Origin of the sequence: Georgenia sp. SUBG003 (assembly GCF_000715355.2) — a bacterium.
Classification (GTDB): Bacteria; Actinomycetota; Actinomycetes; order Actinomycetales; family Actinomycetaceae; genus Georgenia.
Genome location: NZ_CP180204.1, coordinates 3741336 through 3759774 on the forward strand (window position 1 = coordinate 3741336; position 18439 = coordinate 3759774).

Annotated in this window: 19 protein-coding genes, 1 tRNA gene and 3 pseudogenes; 13 read left to right on the forward strand and 10 right to left on the reverse strand. The window is 75.7% G+C overall.

The window, feature by feature from the left end; genetic code table 11:
• Positions 1-90: 90 nt before the first annotated feature.
• Positions 91-777: pseudogene (locus DA06_RS19715) on the reverse strand (alpha/beta fold hydrolase); the annotation flags it as partial.
• Positions 774-1349, reverse strand: a complete 576-nt coding sequence (locus DA06_RS19720) for an adenosine deaminase family protein (RefSeq protein WP_418605806.1) — start codon at positions 1347-1349, stop codon at positions 774-776. The pseudogene DA06_RS19715 and the gene DA06_RS19720, both read right to left, overlap by 4 nt.
• On the opposite strand from DA06_RS19720, the gene DA06_RS19725 reads away from it, so the two are divergent.
• Positions 1243-1596: a hypothetical protein gene (locus tag DA06_RS19725; protein ID WP_418608349.1), complete on the forward strand. Its 354-nt coding sequence runs from the start codon at positions 1243-1245 to the stop codon at positions 1594-1596. The two genes, DA06_RS19720 and DA06_RS19725, sit on opposite strands and share 107 nt — an antisense overlap.
• A gap of 110 nt (positions 1597-1706) precedes the next feature.
• On the opposite strand, the gene DA06_RS19730 is transcribed toward DA06_RS19725, so the two are convergent.
• Positions 1707-2195: a GNAT family N-acetyltransferase gene (locus tag DA06_RS19730; protein ID WP_043503484.1), complete on the reverse strand. Its 489-nt coding sequence runs from the start codon at positions 2193-2195 to the stop codon at positions 1707-1709.
• Here DA06_RS19730 and DA06_RS19735 point away from each other — a divergent pair.
• The 6 genes from DA06_RS19735 (at position 2194) to DA06_RS19760 (ending at position 8770) form a co-directional block, all read left to right on the forward strand.
• The gene (locus DA06_RS19735; RefSeq protein ID WP_418605807.1) at positions 2194-3375 is read left to right on the forward strand and encodes a glycosyltransferase; all 1182 of its coding nucleotides are present in this window, start codon (positions 2194-2196) and stop codon (positions 3373-3375) included. The genes DA06_RS19730 and DA06_RS19735 overlap by 2 nt on opposite strands.
• On the forward strand, positions 3372-4646 hold the full coding sequence (locus DA06_RS19740; RefSeq protein ID WP_418605808.1) for a DegT/DnrJ/EryC1/StrS family aminotransferase: 1275 nt from the start codon (positions 3372-3374) through the stop codon (positions 4644-4646). Before DA06_RS19735 ends, DA06_RS19740 begins: the two co-directional genes overlap by 4 nt.
• Positions 4643-5725 carry an ATP-grasp domain-containing protein gene (locus DA06_RS19745; RefSeq protein ID WP_043503488.1) on the forward strand — a complete coding sequence of 361 codons (1083 nt, stop codon included), beginning with the start codon at positions 4643-4645 and terminating at the stop codon, positions 5723-5725. The genes DA06_RS19740 and DA06_RS19745 overlap by 4 nt, the downstream gene beginning before the upstream one ends.
• Position 5726: 1 nt before the next feature.
• A complete protein-coding gene (locus DA06_RS19750; protein WP_418605809.1) occupies positions 5727-6128 on the forward strand; it encodes a hypothetical protein in 402 nt (133 codons plus the stop codon).
• A gap of 97 nt (positions 6129-6225) precedes the next feature.
• Positions 6226-6301 (forward strand) — tRNA-Glu (locus tag DA06_RS19755).
• Positions 6302-6967: 666 nt separating this feature from the next.
• On the forward strand, positions 6968-8770 hold the full coding sequence (locus DA06_RS19760; protein ID WP_418605810.1) for a S8 family serine peptidase: 1803 nt from the start codon (positions 6968-6970) through the stop codon (positions 8768-8770).
• Between the two features lie 26 nt (positions 8771-8796).
• On the opposite strand, the gene DA06_RS19765 is transcribed toward DA06_RS19760, so the two are convergent.
• Entirely contained in the window at positions 8797-9147 is a 351-nt protein-coding gene (locus tag DA06_RS19765) for a hypothetical protein (protein ID WP_418605811.1), read from the reverse strand.
• A gap of 89 nt (positions 9148-9236) precedes the next feature.
• Here DA06_RS19765 and DA06_RS19770 point away from each other — a divergent pair, with 89 nt between their 5' ends.
• The 5 genes from DA06_RS19770 to DA06_RS19790 all read left to right on the forward strand — a co-directional run bounded on the left by DA06_RS19770 (position 9237) and on the right by DA06_RS19790 (position 12609).
• Positions 9237-9617, forward strand: a complete 381-nt coding sequence (locus tag DA06_RS19770; protein ID WP_418605812.1) for a hypothetical protein — start codon at positions 9237-9239, stop codon at positions 9615-9617.
• A 168-nt stretch (positions 9618-9785) separates the two neighbouring features.
• Positions 9786-10421 carry a CDP-diacylglycerol--glycerol-3-phosphate 3-phosphatidyltransferase gene (gene pgsA, locus DA06_RS19775; protein WP_043503507.1) on the forward strand — a complete coding sequence of 212 codons (636 nt, stop codon included), beginning with the start codon at positions 9786-9788 and terminating at the stop codon, positions 10419-10421.
• Positions 10421-11014: a CinA family protein gene (locus DA06_RS19780; protein ID WP_418605813.1), complete on the forward strand. Its 594-nt coding sequence runs from the start codon at positions 10421-10423 to the stop codon at positions 11012-11014. Before pgsA ends, DA06_RS19780 begins: the two co-directional genes overlap by 1 nt.
• A 170-nt stretch (positions 11015-11184) precedes the next feature.
• Positions 11185-11742 (forward strand): gluconokinase, encoded by a 558-nt coding sequence (locus tag DA06_RS19785; protein ID WP_418605815.1) that lies wholly within the window; start codon positions 11185-11187, stop codon positions 11740-11742.
• Positions 11743-11784: 42 nt separating this feature from the next.
• Complete coding sequence (locus DA06_RS19790) at positions 11785-12609, forward strand: histidine phosphatase family protein (RefSeq protein ID WP_418605816.1); 825 nt, start codon at positions 11785-11787, stop codon at positions 12607-12609.
• On the opposite strand, the pseudogene DA06_RS19795 reads toward DA06_RS19790, so the two are convergent.
• The 6 genes and pseudogenes from DA06_RS19795 to DA06_RS19820 all read right to left on the reverse strand — a co-directional run.
• Positions 12528-13109, reverse strand: a pseudogene (locus DA06_RS19795) (DUF3097 family protein); the annotation flags it as partial. The gene DA06_RS19790 and the pseudogene DA06_RS19795 overlap by 82 nt on opposite strands.
• Positions 13110-13227: 118 nt before the next feature.
• Positions 13228-13686, reverse strand: coding sequence for a hypothetical protein (locus DA06_RS19800; RefSeq protein ID WP_418605818.1), 459 nt, complete (start codon positions 13684-13686; stop codon positions 13228-13230).
• Positions 13650-15041, reverse strand: coding sequence for an MraY family glycosyltransferase (locus DA06_RS19805; RefSeq protein WP_418605819.1), 1392 nt, complete (start codon positions 15039-15041; stop codon positions 13650-13652). The genes DA06_RS19800 and DA06_RS19805 overlap by 37 nt, the downstream gene beginning before the upstream one ends.
• On the reverse strand, positions 15038-15796 hold the full coding sequence (locus tag DA06_RS19810) for an L-threonylcarbamoyladenylate synthase (RefSeq protein WP_418605821.1): 759 nt from the start codon (positions 15794-15796) through the stop codon (positions 15038-15040). The genes DA06_RS19805 and DA06_RS19810 overlap by 4 nt, the downstream gene beginning before the upstream one ends.
• A gap of 472 nt (positions 15797-16268) precedes the next feature.
• Entirely contained in the window at positions 16269-17591 is a 1323-nt protein-coding gene (prmC, locus tag DA06_RS19815; protein ID WP_418605823.1) for a peptide chain release factor N(5)-glutamine methyltransferase, read from the reverse strand.
• Positions 17592-17611: 20 nt separating this feature from the next.
• Positions 17612-17824, reverse strand: coding sequence for a helix-turn-helix domain-containing protein (locus DA06_RS19820; RefSeq protein WP_043503548.1), 213 nt, complete (start codon positions 17822-17824; stop codon positions 17612-17614).
• Positions 17825-17965: 141 nt separating this feature from the next.
• On the opposite strand from DA06_RS19820, the pseudogene DA06_RS19825 reads away from it, so the two are divergent.
• Positions 17966-18415, forward strand: a pseudogene (locus tag DA06_RS19825) (DUF6350 family protein); the annotation flags it as partial.
• Positions 18416-18439 lie beyond the last annotated feature (24 nt).

An 18439-nucleotide genomic window follows, 5' to 3' on the forward strand; every position in this document is an offset into this window, starting at 1 on the left:
GCCGCCTCGCCGAGCCGCTGCTCCAGCGACTCCAGCCACCGCGGGGGCGCGATGACGTCGTGCTCGCCACGTACCAGGGCGACCGGCGCGAGCGGTCCGGCAAGGCGGCGCTCGATCGGGTAGCGCACCATCGCCGGCAGCACCTCGGTCATCCACCGCACCCCGGAGGCGGCGTAGCCCCGCAGGGCGACGGCGACCGTGCGCCCCGACTCGTGCACGCTCGACCTCGCGAACCGGACGGCCTGGGCGAGGAGCCCGCGCCCTGGCCGCGTCGACGACCGGCCCGACCAGCACCGCACCCGCCACGAGGTCCGGGCGGCACGCGCGCAGCTCGGCGGCCACCTGGGCACCCATCGAGTGACCCACGAGCACGGCCTCCCGCACACCCTGCCGGTCCAGCACCTCCACCACGACAGCGGCGAGGCCGGCGATCTCGGGCGTGCACCCCGGCGGCCGGGGGAGCCCGCCGTGCCCCGGCAGGTCCAGCAGCAGCACCGGCCCGGCGGGCGCGAGCGCACGGGCGAGCGGCGCGAACTCCCGGGCGGACAGCCCCGCACCGTGCAGCAGCACGAACGCCGGCGGACGGTCGCCCACGGCACCGGCGGCCGGGCCCCTGGACTCGCCGAGGAGGCGGTGCACACGGACCCAGGTACGGCCCACGCGCAGCAGCGAGCTGCACAGCCGGTCGGCAGGTCCGAGCGCCGTCGCCCCCTGCGGACGCACCTCGAGGGCGCCGCGGCGCAGCCTCGCCCCCGAGGGGCACCGGCTCGGCCTCATCCGACCATAACCGGGGCTGCCAGCCAGGCGTCGACGTCGGCGAGCATGGCCCGCTTGGACGTCTCCGACGCGAGCGAGACGTCGATCGAGCTGCGCGCCAGCGAGGCCAGGGCCGCGTCGTCGAGACCGTGGTCCTCCCGGGCGACGCGGTACTGGTCGTTGAGCCGGGAGAGGAACAGCAGCGGGTCGTCCGCTCCGAGGGCCACGCGCGCCCCGGCGTCGAGCAGGGTGCGCAGCGGCACGTCCCCGGCGTCGTGGTAGACGCCGAGCGAGACGTTGGAGGAGGGGCAGACCTCCAGGGCGACGCCGGCGTCGACGAGGCGGGCGAGCAGCTCCGGGTCCTCGGCGGACCGCACGCCGTGCCCGAGACGGGCGGGCTTGAGGTGGGCGACGACGTCGCGGACGTGCTCGGGTCCCAGCAGCTCGCCGCCGTGCGGCACCCCGGCCAGCCCCGCGTGCCGGGCGATGCGGAACGCGGGTGCGAAGTCGGCGGAGGCCCGGGCGGCGGACGCGGAGCGGCGGCTGGCCGAGGCCCTGGACCGTACCGAGCGCGCCCTCGTCGAGGCGGACACGTCGGCCCGTGCGCGGATGAAGGAGGCCGACGAGGAGGCCACCCGCACGCTCGCCGACGCCCGGGCCGAGGCCCGCCGGCTGCGCGAGGAGGCCGAGGAGGCCGCCGAGGCCATGAGGACGACGGCGCAGCGTCAGGTCGAGGAGCTCACCCGGCAGCGCGAGTCGATCACCGGCTACCTGCAGGAGATGCGCGGGCTCCTCGCCGTCCGCGAGCCGGAGGCACCGCCGCCCCCGCCGCCGGGGTGAGCGACAGACCCGTCGTCGCGGCGCGGACGGCGCTCCGCACGCACGCGGTCGACGCCCAGCTCGTCGAGAGTCGCGACGACGCCGACGCGGGCGCGCGACCAGACGGGCACTCAGCGCAGCATCCGGACCTCGGAGAGCGCCCCGTGGGCAACGACGGTGCGGCGTTCGCCGTCGAGCTCGAACCCGTGGTGCCGGTAGAACCCCTGCGCGGAGGCGTTGCCCTCCTCCACCCACAGCTGGCAGGGCGCGTCCCCGATCGCGAGCTGGAGCAGGTGCGTGCCGGTACGGCGCCCCTGCTCGTCCGCCACCACGTAGAGCAGGCGCAGCTCCAGCGGGCGCACGTGCCCCGCACCGGGCGCGACCGCCAGCGCGAACCCGACAGCCTCACCGTCCCGCTGCGCGAGCCAGACGGTGGGGCCGTCGGGGTCGGAGAGCAGCCGCTCCCACTCGCCGGGGCCCTGCGCCTCGCGCTCGGCGTAGACGTCCTCGGGCACCTTCTCGCCGTAGGTCTCGCGCCAGCAGCGCAGGTGCACGGCCGCGATCGCCGGCGCGTCGAGCACGTTGGCGGGGCGGATCCTGGCGAACGTCTGGTCGGGCATGGGCTCCAGGGTAGGACGCGGCGTACCCGCACCCAGCCGTACGGTGGGGACGTGGACGAATGGGCACGCCGACGCCGGGAGGACGCCGCCGAACGCGCGGAGATGCTGGACCGCCGTCGTCGCGCCGAGACGGACCGGGCCCGAGCCATGCTCGCGGCCTTCGCCGCGGCGGCAGGACGGGCCGGCGGCGCGTCCACGCGGTGGCGATGCGGCGCGACCCGAGCCCGCTCGGTGCGCCCGCGGCCTCGTGGCGTGGGTGCGGCTGCTGCGGAGCCTGCGCCCCGACGCGGTGCTCGCGGCGACGCCCAAGGCGGCGCTGCTCGGGCTCGTGGCCGCCCGCCTCACCGGGGTGCCGGTGCGGGTCTACCACCTGTGGGGCCTGCGCCTGGAGACCACCGCCGGCCTGCTGCGGCGGGTGCTGACCGTCACCGAGAAGGCCACCGCCCGCGCGGCCACCCGCGTGCTGTCGGTCAGCGCGAGCCTGTCCGACGAGTTCGCCGAGGCCGGCCTCGCCGGGCCGCGCGCGGTGGACCTGATCGGCCGGGGCAGCTCCTCCGGCGTCGACACGCAGCACTTCGACCCGTCGCTCGTCCGGCTCCCCGCGGTCCGGCAGGCCGCCCGGGGCGCGCGGCTGGAGCCGGACCGGTTCGTCGTCGGGTACGTCGGCCGGATCACCCCGGACAAGGGCCTCGGCACCCTCGACGCCGCCATGCGGATCCTGGCGGACGAGGGCGTGCGGGCGTGCCTGCTCGTGGTGGGGGAGGAGGACGCCGACGGCTACGACCCGTTCACCGCCCCGCACGTCCACCGCGTCGGCCGGGCCGAGGACCCGCGCCCGTACTACCGGCTCATGGACGTGCTGTGCCTGCCCACCCTGCGCGAGGGCATGCCGAACGTGTGCCTCGAGGCGGCGGCCATGGAGATCCCCGTGGTGACCACCACCGCCACCGGTGCCGTGGACAGCATCGCCGACGGCGAGACGGGCCTGCTGGTCCCGCCCGCCGACCCCGCCGAGCTCGCCCGTGCCCTGCGGGCCCTCCACCACGACCCGGCGCTGGCCCGGCGGATGGGTGCCGCCGGCCGCCGGTGGGTCCGGACCAACTTCTCCCGCCCGGACCTGTGGGCCCGGCACGACGAGTACCTGCGGCGCCAGCTGCCCGAGGGAGGACGTCACCGATGAGAGACCCGATCTTCCTGTCCGCGCCCGACTGCGGGCCCGCCGAGGCCGCGGCCGTGCAGCGGGCCCTGGACTCCGGGTGGGTCGCCCCGCTCGGCCCGGAGGTGGACGCCTTCGAGGCCGAGGTGGCCGCGCGGGCCGGCCGGCGCCACGCCGTCGCCCTCTCGAGCGGGACCGCCGCCCTCCACCTCGCCCTGCTGGGGGTGGGGGTGCGTCCCGGCGACGTGGTCGTGACGTCGACCCTGACGTTCGTCGCCACGGCCGGCGCGGTGCGCTACTGCGGTGCCGAGCCGGTCTTCGTCGACAGCGACGAGACCGGGAACATGGACCCCGGCCTCCTCGAGCGCGCGATCACGGACCAGCGCCGCCGGCGACGCCGGGTCGGCGCGGTGCTGCCGGTGGACCTGCTCGGCAAGGTCGCCGCGTACGAGGAGCTGCTGGACGTCGCCGCCGACTCGGGCATCCCGCTCGTCTCCGACGCCGCGGAGTCCTTCGGCGCGCTGCGGGGCGGCCGGCCGGCCGGGTCCTTCGGGCACGCGGCGGCGATCTCCTTCAACGGCAACAAGATCATGACCACCTCGGGCGGCGGCGCGCTGGTCACCGACGACGGCGCCGTGGCCGCCCGGGCCCGGTACCTCGCCACGCAGGCGCGCCAGCCCGTGGCGCACTACGAGCACACCGAGATCGGCTACAACTACCGGCTCTCGAACCTGCTCGCGGCCCTCGGACGTGCCCAGCTCGCCCGGCTCGACGAGATGATCGAACGGCGCCGCGCCGTGCGGCTGACCTACCGCGAGCTGTTCGCCGACGTCCCCGGCGTGGAGCTGCTCGGCGTCCCCGACGGCGCCGACCTCGGCCCGGAGGCGCTGCGCCGGCCGAGCCGCCGCGCGCAGCTGACCCGGGACAACTTCTGGCTCACCACGGTGCTCGTGGACCCCGACGTCGCCGGGTGGGCGCCGGCCGACCTCGTCGCCGCCCTCGCCCGGGCGGACATCGAGGCCCGGCCCATGTGGAAGCCGCTGCACCGCCAGCCCGTCTTCGCCGGCTCCGCGGTCTACGGAGGGGCGACGGCGGAGCGCCTCTTCGCCCGCGGCGTGGCCCTGCCGTCCGGCTCCGCGCTCGGCGTGGCCGAGCGGGCGCGGGTCGTGGAGACGGTACGGGCCTTCCTCCAGCGGCGCAGCCTCCGGGCCGAGCCGGCCGCCGTGCGGGCCGTGCCCCCGGTCGGCGTCACCCCCGCCGGGACGCGGCCCCTGCGTGCGGCGGGTGCGCGGTGACCGCCGCGGCGGGCGGTGCGCCCGTGACCGTGGTCATCGGCTCGGCGGGCCGGCGGCTGTACCTCATCGAGTGGTTCCGGGACGCGCTCGCGCGGCTGGGCCTGGCCGGCGAGGTCCTCGCCACCGAGCACGACCCCACCAGCGCGAGCTTCGGCTTCGCCGACCGCGGCGTGGTGATGCCCGCCTACAGCGACGCCGCGTACGCCCCGGCCATGGTCGACCTCTTCACCCGCGAGCGGCCCGCCCTGTTCGTGTCGGTCAACGACTACGAGCTGCAGGTCCTGTCCGAGGGCCTGGCCGACCGGCTGCGGGAGACCGGGTGCGCCGTCGTCGGTCTCTCTCGCGCCGGGCAGGAGCAGGCGTCGGACAAGTACCTGATGTCCCGGCTGCTGAACCGGGCCGGCGTGGCGGTGCCGCGCACCGTGCTCGGCTCCCGGTGGGAGAGCCTCGTGGCCGGCGACGGCGCCGCCGGCACCCAGTACGTCGTCAAGCACCGGTTCGGGTCGGGCTCGTCCGGCCTGCGGCTGACCGACCGGGACGGCCTGGCCGCCGCGGTGGAGGCGGCCTCCGGCTCCGCGACCGACATCCACGGCCGCCCCGCCCTGCGGGCGAGCGACGCCGTCGTGGTCCAGCCGCGGCTGGTCGGGCAGGAGTTCGGGGTCGACGGCGTGTTCGGCCTCGGGCAGCCCGCGGGGGTGCTCCACGGCACGCTCGCGCGCCGCAAGGTCCGCATGCGCTCCGGGGAGACCGACAAGGCGGTGACGGTGGACGCCGCGCCGTTCGCGCCGGTGGTGGCGCGCCTCGGGGCCGCCCTGCGGGCGACCGGGACCGTGGACATGGACCTCATCCGCGACCGCGACGGCGTGCTGTGGGTCATCGACGTCAACCCCAGGTTCGGCGGTGGCTACCCGTTCATGCACGTCGCCGGGGCCGACGCCCCGACGTTCCTGCTCGCCTCGGCCCTGGGGCTGCGCCCGGACCCGGCGCTGCTGCGCTACGAGACCGGCGTCGTCGCGGCCAAGTACGAGTCCATCCGCCGGACCGGCGCGGTCGTCGAGCCGGCCGCGAGCGGGTCGTGAGATGGGTGCGGTAGCCCTGCGGTGCCCGCGAGGGGGCACGACGGTGCCCGTCCTCGTGCTCTCGTTGTGCCTCGCCACCGTGCCCTCCGCGGCGGCCGGCGGCTCGATGGTGCTGACCGCGGCGGCCGTCGCGTTCGGTGCCGTGGCGGCGACGGTGGTCGCGGTCCGCCTGCGGCTCTCGCTCGTGGAGCTGACCGTCGTCGCGCTCCCGGTGCACTTCTACCCCCCCGGACGCGGGTCGCTGGTGAACCTGTCCCTGGCCGACCTCGTGCTCGCGCTGATGCTGCTGGCCGCCGTCGTGCCGGCGCGCGCGGGGGGGCATGTGGCGCCCGGTCGGGTCTCGTGCTCCGTCGGACCGGCGGGCCTCGACACGGGGAGCCGGTCGCGCCGGCGCTGTGCCTGACGTCACAGGCCCGTCCACGCTCTCGGGTCGATACCTCGGCGCCCCTCTGGTAATGTCTTCCGAGGTCGCCGCAAGGAGACCGACAACCAAAGATCACGCCCCCATCGTTTAGTGGCCTAGGACACCGCCCTCTCACGGCGGCGGCGCCGGTTCGAATCCGGCTGGGGGTACCACGGAGAAGGTTCTCGTCTGCACAGGCGAGGACCTTCTTGCGTTTCACGGGTTGCCCCCGCAGGCTTCCCGTCCGCCCGCGGCCTGACGAGCGGCGGTGCCAGGGTGATCGGGGTTCGGTGCGCATTCCTTCGGTCCGGGCGTCGTGCACGCGCCGAACCAAGGACGTGCACCGAGGAGTGCAGGGCGAGCGACTCGCGCGGGAGCGACCTGTCCCCGGTGACGAGACGGCCCGGTCCCCGAGGAACGGGGCCGGGCGTCGTGGTGCTGAGCGGAACGGTGTACCGGGGCGGGCGAGTTCCTCGAGCGGGAGTAGTCGCGGACGCGCGGCGCGCCTCCGGGTCAGTCCTCCTCGGTGCGCCTGAGCACCTCGGTGAGCCGGCGAGGCGATGCAGCACGTCATCGATGTCGCGCGGCGGCTCGCTCCCGCGCCGAGGACGGCATGAGCTACGGGATGCCCGCGCTCCGGGTGGGGGCAAGCCGTTCGTCAGCGTCGTCGCCGCTGCGAAGCACCTCTCCCTGTTCCCGTTCTCCCCGGCGGCGATCGACGCCGTGCGCGCCGACCTGGCTGGCCACTCCCTCTCCAAGGGCACCGTACGCTTCACCGCCGAGCACCCGATTCCCGACGACGAGCCGCCGCGCTGGACGCCGCACGCGAGAGCGGGGAGGTGCCGGACCGCGTCCACCTCGCCGCCGCCGCCGACCCCGCCGACCTCGCGGAGCAGGTGCTCGCCGGGAAGCCGGACCTCGTCGTCGTCTCGCCGGGCGTACCCGCCGTCTCGCCCCTGCACGTGCGCGCGGCCGCGGCCGGCGTGCCCGTCTGGAGCGAGGTGGAGCTGGCGTGGCGGCTGCAGGCGCGCCGGCCCGACGGCACGCGTGCCCCGTGGCTCACGCTGACCGGCACCAACGGCAAGACCACCACCGTCTCGATGCTCGCCTCCATCCTGACGGCGGCGGGCGAGGTGGCGCCGGCGGTCGGGAACGTCGGTACGCCGATCGTGCGTGTCGCCGCCGCCGGGGAGGCGGACGTGCTCGCGGTGGAGCTGTCCAGCTTCCAGCTCCACTCGACCCACTCCGTCAGCCCCCAGGCCAGCGCCTGCCTGAACATCGCGCCGGACCACATCGACTGGCACGGTTCCTACGAGGCCTACCGGGCGGACAAGGCCCGCGTCTACGAGCGCACCCAGCTCGCCTGCGTCTACAACGAGGCGGACCCGGCCACGCGGGCCATGGTGGAGGAGGCCGAGGTGGTCGAGGGGGCGCGCGCCGTCGGCACCACGCTGCGCACGCCGTCCGTCGGCCAGCTCGGGCTCGTCGAGGAGTTCCTCGTCGACCGGGCGTTCGTCGCCGAGCGGCGCACCTCCGCGGCCGAGCTCGCCACCCGGGCGGACCTCGCCCACCTGGCGGGGCCGTGGGGCTCAACGTGGCGGTCGTCGACTCCGGCGTCGACCAGGCCGCACCCCGACCTCGACGTCCGCGGCGGCGTCGACTGCTCGAGCGGCCGCCCCGCCGCACCCGGCGCCAGCCTGAGCGACCAGCTGGGGCACGGCACGCTGGTCGCCGGGGTGCTCGCCGCCCGTGACAACGGCTTCGGCGTCGTCGGCACCGCGCCGGGAGCGCCGGTCTGGTCCGTCCGGGTCGCCGACGCCAACGGCCGCATCACCGTCTCCGGCCTCGTCTGCGCCGTCGACTGGGTGACGTCCACCCGCACCGACGCGGACCCGGCCAACGACATCGCCGTGGCCAACATCAGCATCGCCGGCTCCGGCCGGGACGACGGCAGCTGCGGACGTCGGTCGCAGGACGCCCTCCACGCCGCGATCTGCGGCTCGGTGCGGAGCGGGGTGGCGTACGTCGTCGCCGCCGGCAACGCCTCGCACGACCTCGCGCTCGACATCCCCGCCTCCTACGACGAGGTGCTGGCCGTCACCGCTCTGGCCGACACCGACGGACGGCCGGGTGGGGACGGCCAGGACGCCTGCCCGTCCTCGACCGTCCCCATGGACGACGACGCCGCAGCCCCCTTCTCCAACTTCGCCGTCTCGGCGGCGGACCGGCACCACACCGTCGCGGCGCCCGGCGCCTGCATCACCTCGACCGCCCCCCGGCGGCACGTACTCGCCCGCCCGCTCCGGCACGAGCTTCGCCAGCCCGGTGACGGCCGGCGCGCTCGCCCTGTGCCTGCAGGGCGGGACCTGCCCCGAGGGTCACGGCGTGCGCACCGTCGCCAGGTTCCGCGAGCTCGTGGAGGGCTACAACCGGGACAACCCCGACTACGGGTTCGCCGGCGACCCGCTGCGGCCGAACGGGAACCGGTACTACGGGAGCCTCGTGACGGCGTCGTTGTTCTGAGTTCCGGCGCCCCTCGTCGCGGCGGCCTCGTCCCGGCGCGTCCGGCGAGCGCACGCCCCGGCCTCGGCCTGCCGGTGCGCGCTGCTTCTTCCGGCTGCGACGGGCACCGGAGGGCGTAACACGCACCGGTCCGCGGGGTGTGCGCTCAGGAGATGAGGCCGGCCCGGCGCCTGGTGGTGCGGTTGGCGTGCACGGACCAGCGCGGCACCCAGCGGGCCAGGGCGGCCGCGGCCGCGCCGCCGAGCGCGCCGGTGACCCAGATGCCCGCGGCGAGCGAGCCCAGAGCCGCCCCGGCGGAGGCGATCAGCGGCCCGAGCGCCCCGCCGGAGTCCTGGAGCACCCGCCACATCCCCAGGAAGTGCGCCCGGCCCTCCGCGGGCGCGACGTCGGAGCCGAGGGTCATCAGGATGCCCGAGCTCATCCCGTTCCCCAGCCCCATGAGGGCGGCGACGACCGACATGCCGGCGACCGACGCCGTGAACGGCAGCGCGAGCATGGCCGCCCCCCATGACGATCATCGACGGCACGCCGATCCACAGCCGGCCGAGGCGGTCCATGACCTTGCCGGCCGGGTAGAAGAGCAGCATGTCGACGCCGCCGGCGAGACCGAAGATCAGCGAGGTGGTGGCCGGGTCCAGGCCCAGGTGCTCGCCCCACAGCGGCAGGACGGTCTGCCGCGCCCCGCGCACCGCCCCCACCAGCAGCACGGCCGCGCCGAGCGTGGTGAAGACCCGCCGGTGCTCACGCAGCACCTGGGTCATGCGGGGACCGGCGGCCTCCCGGCGCCGCGCCACCCGGGCGGCGGAGGGCTGTGCCGTCGTCACCGCCGTCGAGGTTCTCCGCGCCGGACGGACCGGCCTCCACGCCGACACCGACGACGACCGAGGCGAGGGCCACGCCGGCGGCGCCGAGCGCGAGCGTGCGCTCCTGGCGCAGGCGTCGCCGCTGCGCGCGCTGGCGACGTGAGGGACCCACGTGCGAAGCCTAGAGCGCCGCTGGTCCCTTCTCGCGGACCCCGGGCGGTGCAGTCTCGGGAGCGCCGTCGGGCTGTCCTCGCGGACTCCGGGCGGTGCAGTCTCGGGACGTTCCCCGTGTCGGGCGGCCGACGGGCTCCAGCCGCCCTAAGGTGGGGCCGTGACGACCGACCCTGCGACGACGCCCGCCGGTGCGGGGCAGCCCGCGCCCGTACCGCTCTGGAACGTGGCCAACGTCCTGACGATGGCGCGCATCGCGATGGTGCCCGTGTTCGTGTACCTGTTCCTCCAGGACACCACGACCACGAGACTGTGGGCCACCGCCGTCTTCGCGCTCGCCGCGGCCACGGACAAGCTCGACGGGTCGCTGGCCCGCAGCCGCGGCCTGGTGACCGACTTCGGCAAGATCACCGACCCGATCGCCGACAAGGCGCTGGTCATCTCCGCGCTCGTGCTGCTGTCGGCCGACGGGCTCCTGCCGTGGTGGGTGACGGTGGTCATCATCGTGCGCGAGCTCGGCATCACGGTGCTCCGCTTCTTCATGATCCGGCGCGCCGTGATGGCCGCGAGCAAGGGCGGCAAGCTCAAGACCACCCTGCAGATCGCGTTCATCCTGCTGCTTCTCGTGCCCTGGGACGGGATCCTGTCCAACGGCGTGGTGGACGCCATCTCGGTCGTCACCCTCGTCATCGTGCTCCTCGCCGTGGCGGTCACCGTGATCACCGGCATCGACTACGTCGTCCAGGCTGTCCGCATCGCCGCGTCCGCCAAGGACGACGGCGCCACCCGCACCTGATGCCCGAGCGGCGCGGGCCGGTGCCCGGCCCGTCCGGGGTGGCCCGCGTGGGGCCCGGCCGGGTGCCGGACCGGTCCGGGGCGGCCCGCGGACGGTCCGGGGCGGCCCGCGGACGGTCCGGCGCAGCCTCACCGCGGCAGGAGCTGGTGGAGCGCGTCGTCGCGGGTCTGAGGGCCCGCGGGGCGACGCTGGCCGTCGCTGAGTCGCTGACCGGCGGGGCCCTCACCGCGGCCCTGGTCACGGTGCCCGGTGCCTCCGAGGTGCTGCGCGGCGGCGTCGTCCCCTACGCGAGCGACCTCAAGCACGAGCTCCTCGGGGTGGACCGCGGCCTGCTCGCCGCCGAGGGCGCCGTGCACCCCTGGTGGGGCTGGGGGAGTCGACGGCGGCCGGTACCGGTGCGCCCACCTACGAGACGGGAATGGCCGGTCACCTCGCGCGCGAGCTGCGGCGGGCTGCCGGCAGGTCGTGCGGCGCTCGCTCCCGGTCGGCCACCTCGCCCTCGGTCCCGGGGACTTCTCCGCCGACGGGCTGCAGCCGGGCCGGACGGGTACGCCCGCTGGGCCGAGCATCTCGCCCCGTACCTCACCGGGTAGCGGAGCCCGTGCCGAATCTCACCCGGACACCGGCAGGAGAACTCCCGCCGAGCGGCACCGATCCTCCGCAATTGTCCTGTTGCGCCCCCTGCCCGCCATGAGGGGGGGCGTTGGCAGGTTGCCGGACGTGCCGGGTACGGTCGGAGCACCACCACCGATCGGAGCACCCAATGACCGAGGCCAGCACCGCCGCCACCATGTCGCCGTGGCCGAAGAGGTCGCGCGGTCCGCGCCACGTCGTGGTGATGGGTGTCTCCGGCGGGGGAAAGACGACGATCGCGATGATGCTCGCGGGCAAGCTCGGGTACGTCCTCGCGGAGGGCGACGAGTTCCACAGCGAGGCCAACCGCGAGAAGATGCGCTCGGGCACCCCGCTCAACGACGACGACCGGGCACCCTGGCTCGAGTCCATCCAGCAGTGGATGACCGCCGAGGCGCTGGTCGGGCACTCGACCGTGGTCACGTGCTCGGCCCTGAAGCGCAAGTACCGCGACGTCCTGCGCGGCGCCGAGGGCAGCACGATCTTCGTGCACATGGCACCGCCGGTCGACCTCACGCTCGAGCGCATGAACCGTCGCAAGGGCCACTACATGCCCGCCAGCCTGCTCGACTCGCAGATCGACACGCTCGAGGAGCTCGAGCCCGACGAGGAAGGCTTCAAGGTCCACAACGTCGGCACCCCGACCGAGGTCCTCGCTGAGGTCCTCGACCAGCTCAAGGACCGCTGAGGCCGATTACCGGCGCCCGCGGCCGTCGGCGATGATGGCTGCATGCGACTGATTCTCGTGCGCCACGGACAGACCAGCTCCAACGTCGGCGGGCTCCTCGACACCGCCGAGCCCGGGGCCGACCTCACCGACCTCGGCCGGGAGCAGGCAGCGGCCCTGCCGGGGGCGCTCGGGGACGAGCCGGTCGACCTCGTCGTCGCCTCGACCCTGGTGCGCACGCAGCAGACGGCGCACCCCCTGGCCACCGCCGTCGGGCTGGAGACGCTCGTGCGGCCGGGCGTGCGGGAGGTCCGGGCCGGTGACCTCGAGATGCGCGGCGACATGGCCTCGGTGCGCACCTACCTCGAGACGGTCTTCGAGTGGAGCGCCGGCAACCTCGATGCACGGGTGCCCGGCGCGGAGAGCGGCCGGGAGTTCTTCGCCCGCTACGACGAGGTGGTCGCCGAGGTCGCCGCGACCGGCGTGGAGACCGCCGTCGTCGTCAGCCACGGTGCCGCCATCCGGTCCTGGGTCGCCGCCCGGACCGACAACGTCAGCATCGACCACGCGGCCACCCATCCCGTGACGAACACCGGCGCGTCGTCCTCGAGGGCAGCCCGACGGAGGGCTGGACCGCTCTCACCTGGGAGGGTCACGCGCTGGGCGGGCCCGCGGTCGACCGGCCCGAGGCCGACGGCGCAGCGGCCGAGCCCGTCGACGTCCAGGGCTGAGGCGCCGGGCCCAGTGCCCGGCCGTGCGCCGTCGGTGCTGCCGGGCCCCGGCCACGGCCCGCCGTGGCGGGCGGGTCAGCCGTGCTCGGGCACCGCCGTGACGAAGTCGATGAGTTCCTCCATCCGGCCGAGGAGAGCGGGGGAGAGGTCCTTGTAGTCGCGCACGCGGCCGAGGATCCGCTTCCACCCGCGTGCCACGTCCGCCTGATCCTCGTGCGGCCACCCCAGCGCCCGGAGCGTGCCGACCTTGATGTCCGTCCCGCGCGGGACGTCCGGCCACGCGCGCAGCCCCACGCGCTCGGGGTGGACGGCCTGCCAGACGTCCACGTACGGGTGCCCGAGGACCAGGACGTGGTCGCCGGCCGCTCCGGCGGTCACCCTCGCGGCGATGCGCGACTCCTTCGACCCGGCGACCAGGTGGTCCACGAGCACGCCGGCCCGGCGCGTGGGTCCGGGACGGAAGTCGCGGAGCACCGCCTCGAGGTTGTCGACCCCGTCGAGCATCTCGACGACGACGCCCTCCACGCGCAGGTCGTCGCCCCACACGCGTTCCACCAGCTCCGCGTCGTGGCGACCCTCGACCCAGATACGCGACGCCCGCGCCACCCGGGCACGCGCGCCCTGCACGGCGAGGGAGCCCGACGCCGTCAGCCGGCGTCCGCCCGCCGTCGTCGGCCCGCCGCGGGCGGCCGGTCCGGCTCTGACGAGCCGCCGGGCACGGGTGGCTGCTCGTCGGGGGGTCATGGCTCTCCTTCCGGGCCGGGCCGGCCGGCGGTCACCGGGACTGCACGAGCAGGTCGGTCCAACCCACCAGAGTCTGCCAGCCGCGGTCGATGCGGTCAGCAACACCGGAGCCCGGCGGCGTGACGGGGAAGGTGCCGGCGATGTCGTGCACGAGGTCCGGCGCGTCCGTGCTGGTGACGAGCACCGTGATGCCGTCGCACTGCAGGACGACCGTGGTGCCCGGGCCGGGCAGCGCGTGGACGGTGTGGTCGCCCACGTCGACCACGGCCAGCTCCGCCAGGTCGGACGGCTCCAGGACGCCGTGGCCCTCCACCACCTGCGCGGTGCGCCCGTCGCGCTCGATCTCGACGGTGAGCACCTGCTCGCCGGGCGCTTCCGTGGTGCCGACGTGGCTGACGTCCGCGCCGACGGGCAGGTACTGCGGAGCCGCCCAGCCGTTCTCACGCAGCCAGGTCAGCGCCTCCTCGGTCGCGGTCGGCGCCTCCGCCATGCGCAGCGTGTCCGAGGAGACGGCCAGCTGCACGGGCGGGTGCGCGGGTCCGGCGACGTCGGCGAGCAGCTGGGCCGGGTCTCCGGTGCGCTCGCTGAGCGTCCCGACGACGACGAGCGCGCCCAGGACGCCCCGCCCGCACCGGCCAGGACGGCCGAGCTCCGCATGACGGCCGGACCGCCGCGGTCCGCCCCGTCCCGCTGCGCCGTCGGCCCGTCCGGCTGCGCCGTCGGCCCGTCCGGCCCGGTCGCGCGCCCGGAGCGACGCCCGCGCAGGCCGGGCAGCTGGGTGGCCGTCACGGCGACCCCCACGGCCACGGCGCCGACCGCCCCCACGGCCACCTGGGTGGGGCTGTAGACGGCGAGCGCCACGGCGCTGAAGGAGACGACGGCCGTCCACATGTACAGGATCAGCACCGCGCGCCGGTGGCTGTGCCCGAGATCGAGCAGCCGGTGGTGCAGGTGCATGCGGTCGGGGTGGAACGGCGAGTGGCCGGCGCGCACGCGTCTGAGGACGGCGAGGGTCATGTCCAGCAGCGGCAGCAGCAGGACGGCCACGGGCAGCAGGATCGGCACGTACGCCGGCAGGACCTGGGAGCTGCTCACGGTGGCCGGGTCGATCTGCCCGGTCACCACGATCGCGGCCGCGGCGACCGTGAGCCCGAGCAGCATCGCGCCGGAGTCGCCCATGAAGATCTTCGCCGGGTTGAAGTTGTGGGGCAGGAACCCCACGCAGACACCGACGACGGCGGCGATCACGGCGGTGGCGAGGTTGGCGTAGTTGCCGGGCGAGGCGTCACGGGTGAGCAGGTAGGTGTAGACGAAGAACGCTCCCCCGCCGATGGCGATCATGCCGGCCGCAAGGCCGTCGAGGCCGTCCACGAAGTTCACGGCGTTGATCGCGACGACCACCACGAGGATGGTCGCGAAGAGGGACAGACGCGAGGAGCCGATCGTGAGGCCGAAGATCGGGAAGGTGATGAGCTGCACGCCCTGCCACGCCATGAACCCCGCCGCGAGCACCTGGCCGACCAGCTTCGTCATCCAGTCGAGGTCCCAGACATCGTCGGCCACGCCGAGCAGGCAGACGAGCGTGGCCCCGCCGAGGATCGCCCACATCCCGGAGGTCTCGAAGAAGACCTCGTGCAGAAACGGCACCTGCGAGCCGACGACGAGCGCGGACGCGAGCCCGACGAGCATCGCCACGCCTCCCAGTCGCGGCGTCGGGACGGTGTGCACGTCCCGTGCCCGCACGGGGGTCAGGGCGCGGGTGGCGAGCGCGACGCGGCGCACCAGCGGCGTGGCGAGGAACGTGATCGCCGCCGCGGTCAGCAGGACGAGCAGGTAGACCCTCACTGGGGGCCGTCACCCTCCCCGGGGTCGTCGGTGGTCCGGGCGGTCTCTCCCCCGGCGGCGGGAGCTTCGTCACCTACCGGCGCCCCGGCGTCGCGCACCGTCCCCTCGACGTCGCCGCCGGGGGCGAGCTCCGGGGCGACGGCGGCCAGCTCCTCGCGGCTGAGGGCACCCTGGCGCAGGATCGTCAGCCGCTCCGCCGTCGCGTCGACGATCGTCGAGGCGACCCCGCCCCCGGCGCGCCCGGCGTCGAGGTAGACGGCGACGCCGTCCCCGAAGTAGCCGACGGCCTGGGCCGCCGTCGTGGCGGAGGGCTGCCCGGTCAGGTTGGCGCTGGAGACGGCGAGCGGGCCGGTGCGGCGCAGGAGCGCCAGCGCGGTCTCGTCGGCCGGCATCCGCAGGGCGACGGTGCCGTCCGTCTCGCCGAGGTCCCAGGCGAGGGAGGGCTGGGCGAGGCAGATGATCGTCAGGGGGCCCGGCCAGAACGCCGCGACGAGGTCGCGGACCACGCCCGGCACCTCGGTGGCGAGCCCGTCCAGGGTGGCGGCGCTGCCCACCAGCACCGGCGGGGGCTGCTGCCGGCCGCGGCCCTTGGCGGCCAGGAGGGCGGCGACGGCACGGGGGTCGAACGCGTCGGCGGCGATGCCGTACACGGTGTCGGTGGGGATGACGGCGAGCGCGCCGCGGCCGAGGGCGTTGACGGCCTCGTCGAGCCCCGCGCTGCGACCCTCCGGGTCCTGGCAGTCGTACACACTCACGCGCACGAGTCTTTCACGCCTCCGGCGGCCGACGTGACATCCTGTCCGGTGACATGAGCCCCACCGCCCGCCGACGCACCTGGTCCCTCGCCCTCGCGGTGGCTCTGACCGTCCAGCTCGTCGTCCTCTACGCCCCCCGGCTGCCGGACGTCGGTGCCGTCGCCGTCCCCGGTGGGGACAAGCTGGTCCACGCGGCGGTGTTCGGGGCGGTGACCCTCGCCGGGCTGCGGGCCGGCCTCTCCCCCCGCCCTCGTCCTCGGTCTCGGGGCGGCGCACGCGCCCCTGAGCGAGCTCCTGCAGCACCTGGTGCTGCCCGGGCGCAGCGGGGACCCGTTCGACGTCGTCGCGGACGTGGTCGGGGTCGGCCTCGGGGCGCTGGCGGCGTGGTGGCTCGCGGGTCGCGCCGTTGCCGCCGGCGGACCCGCCGGCGAGGCGGTGGGCCACCCCGCTCCCGCGCGACGACCCGGCGACGTCAGGGACGGCGCGCGCGGACGTACCGGTCGCGGCCCGTCAGGTCCGTCCCGGTAGCGACGTCGACGAGGCCGGCGTCCACCACGATGCCGCGTACGGCCTCCGACTGGACCTCCGCGTGCTCCATCACGAAGGTCCCGCCCGGCCGCAGCAGCCGGGCCGCCGAGGCGACGACGGCGCGCGGCACGTCGAGCCCGTCCGGCCCGCCGCCGTACAGCGCGAGGTCCGGGTCGTGCTCGCGCACCTCCACGTCGACCGGCACCTGGTCGGGCGGGATGTAGGGCGGGTTGGAGACGACGACGTCCACCGTGCCGTCCAGCTCGGGCAGGGCAGTGGCGGCGTCGCCGGCGACGAGACGGACCATGGGGGCGAGCGCGTCGACGTTGCGGCGGGCGACGGCCAGGGCCTCCGGCGAGAGCTCCACGGCGTGCACCTGCGCGGCAGGCACCTCCGTGGCCACGGCGAGGGCGATCGCCCCCGAGCCCGTGCACAGGTCGACGACCACGGGGGCGCGACCGCGGACCTCCCGGGCCGCCTCGATCGCCGCGCCCGCGACGACCTCGGTCTCGGGACGCACGACGAACGCGCCCGGAGCCGCCTCCAGGACGAGATGACGGAACGCCATCGTGCCGGTCAGGTGCTGCAGCGGGATCCGGCGGCTGCGCCGTCGGACCAGGTCCGCGTAGCGGGCCAGCAGATCGGCGCGGACCTCGGGCGCGAGTACGAGCGGACCGCCGAGGAGGTGCTCGGCGAGCAGGCGGGCGTCCACCGCCGGGGACGGCACGCCGGCCTCGGCCAGCACCTTCGTCGCTCCGGCCACGGCCTGCACGGCCGCGCGGTCGGGTCCCGTGAGGATCTCGGCCGCCGGCCCTCCGCCGCGCAGCACCCCCAGGAGCACGTGCCGGTCGGAGATCTCTCTCTCGCCCAGGCGCAGCGCCTCCCGCAGCGCGAGCTCGAGAGACTTCCTGGCGGCGCCGGTGAACGGGACGTGCGCGCCCGGACGGCGCCGGCCTCGGCGGCCCGCCCGTTCGAGCGCCCCCTCGCCGAACACCGCGTCGACGCTGCGGCTGACCCGGTCGAGATCGATCCCCAGCGAGGCGAGCGCCTCGCCGTCCAGGGCGCCGGTCGCGACCCGGCGGAGCTCGTCGGCCATGGCGGCCGGGTCGGCTCCTGCGTCCCTCACGGCGTGCACGGCCGGTCCGCCGGCCGCCAGCACGCCGAGCGCGACGTGCTCGGCCCCGATCCACGAGCAGCGCAGACCGCGGGCCTCCACCTGGGCGAGCACCACCGCCTGGCGGGCGTCCTTCGTGAAGCGTTCGAACATCTCTCCTCCTCGAGCTGAGGTCACGGCCGTCGTCGGCCGTGCTTCTTGTGCACCGCCTGCCGGCTCACGCCGAGCTCCGTGGCGATGTCCTGCCACGACCAGCCGAGCGTGCGGGCCCGCTCCACCTGAAGGACCTCGAGGCGCTCCGCCAGCTCCCGCAGGGCGCCGACCGCGCGCAGCCCGGTCGCCGGGTCCGGGCTCTGGGCCGCACGGGCCGTCTCGCTGAGCGTCATGGTGTCAATCTAGGTTGACGGGCCCTACCTGTCAACACGAGTTGACGCCCGGTGCTGCCAGGTGCCCGAGCGTCGCTCGTCGGCCCGACACGCCGCACGGGGAACGGCGCCGACGGCTCCGCACGCCGGACCATGGATCCGATGCCCGCCTCGACCGACTCCGCCCGCGTCCCGCACGTCATCGACGTGCCGACGGCGACGACCCCCGCCCGCCGCCTGCCGGAGGGCTGGCTACGGGGACTGGTCGGCGGCGTGGAGGCGGCGGTGCTCAGCTGGCTGACCCTGGTGGTCCCTGCCGTCGCCGCCTACGTCGCGACGGCCGCCGCCCCCGCCCTCGGCAGCGCCGACTGGCACGTGGCGGCGCGCACCGGCACCTCCCTCTGGCTCCTCGCCCACGGCGGCTCCATGACCGTCGGCGGGGGCGAGGTGTCGCTGCCGCCGCTCGGGCTGACGCTCGTCAGCCTGGCCCTGGTCTACGGCGCCACCCGCCGCATGCGTCTGGACAGCTACGGCACCGGCGCCTTCGCCGTGGGCGGCTTCCTCCTGGCGATGCTGACCGCGTCCCTCGCGGCGGGGTCCGGCGCGACGTCGGTGCGCTCGCCGGGGGAGCAGGGC

Excerpts from the sequence above, each read along its gene's own strand:
- DA06_RS19790 (WP_418605816.1), top strand. The coding sequence starts at position 11,785 with ATGCGACTGATTCTCGTGCGCCACGGACAGACCAGCTCCAACGTCGGC.
- DA06_RS19785 (WP_418605815.1), top strand. The coding sequence starts at position 11,185 with ATGACCGAGGCCAGCACCGCCGCCACCATGTCGCCGTGGCCGAAGAGG.
- DA06_RS19740 (WP_418605808.1), top strand. The coding sequence starts at position 3,372 with ATGAGAGACCCGATCTTCCTGTCCGCGCCCGACTGCGGGCCCGCCGAG.
- DA06_RS19780 (WP_418605813.1), top strand. The coding sequence starts at position 10,421 with ATGCCCGAGCGGCGCGGGCCGGTGCCCGGCCCGTCCGGGGTGGCCCGC.
- DA06_RS19765 (WP_418605811.1), bottom strand. The coding sequence starts at position 9,147 with ATGCTCGCGCTGCCGTTCACGGCGTCGGTCGCCGGCATGTCGGTCGTC.
- DA06_RS19735 (WP_418605807.1), top strand. The coding sequence starts at position 2,194 with ATGGGCTCCAGGGTAGGACGCGGCGTACCCGCACCCAGCCGTACGGTG.
- DA06_RS19725 (WP_418608349.1), top strand. The coding sequence starts at position 1,243 with ATGCGGAACGCGGGTGCGAAGTCGGCGGAGGCCCGGGCGGCGGACGCG.
- DA06_RS19730 (WP_043503484.1), bottom strand. The coding sequence starts at position 2,195 with ATGCCCGACCAGACGTTCGCCAGGATCCGCCCCGCCAACGTGCTCGAC.
- DA06_RS19770 (WP_418605812.1), top strand. The coding sequence starts at position 9,237 with ATGTCGACGCCGCCGGCGAGACCGAAGATCAGCGAGGTGGTGGCCGGG.
- prmC (WP_418605823.1), bottom strand. The coding sequence starts at position 17,591 with ATGTTCGAACGCTTCACGAAGGACGCCCGCCAGGCGGTGGTGCTCGCC.
- DA06_RS19820 (WP_043503548.1), bottom strand. The coding sequence starts at position 17,824 with ATGACGCTCAGCGAGACGGCCCGTGCGGCCCAGAGCCCGGACCCGGCG.
- DA06_RS19750 (WP_418605809.1), top strand. The coding sequence starts at position 5,727 with ATGGGTGCGGTAGCCCTGCGGTGCCCGCGAGGGGGCACGACGGTGCCC.
- DA06_RS19800 (WP_418605818.1), bottom strand. The coding sequence starts at position 13,686 with ATGGCGGAGGCGCCGACCGCGACCGAGGAGGCGCTGACCTGGCTGCGT.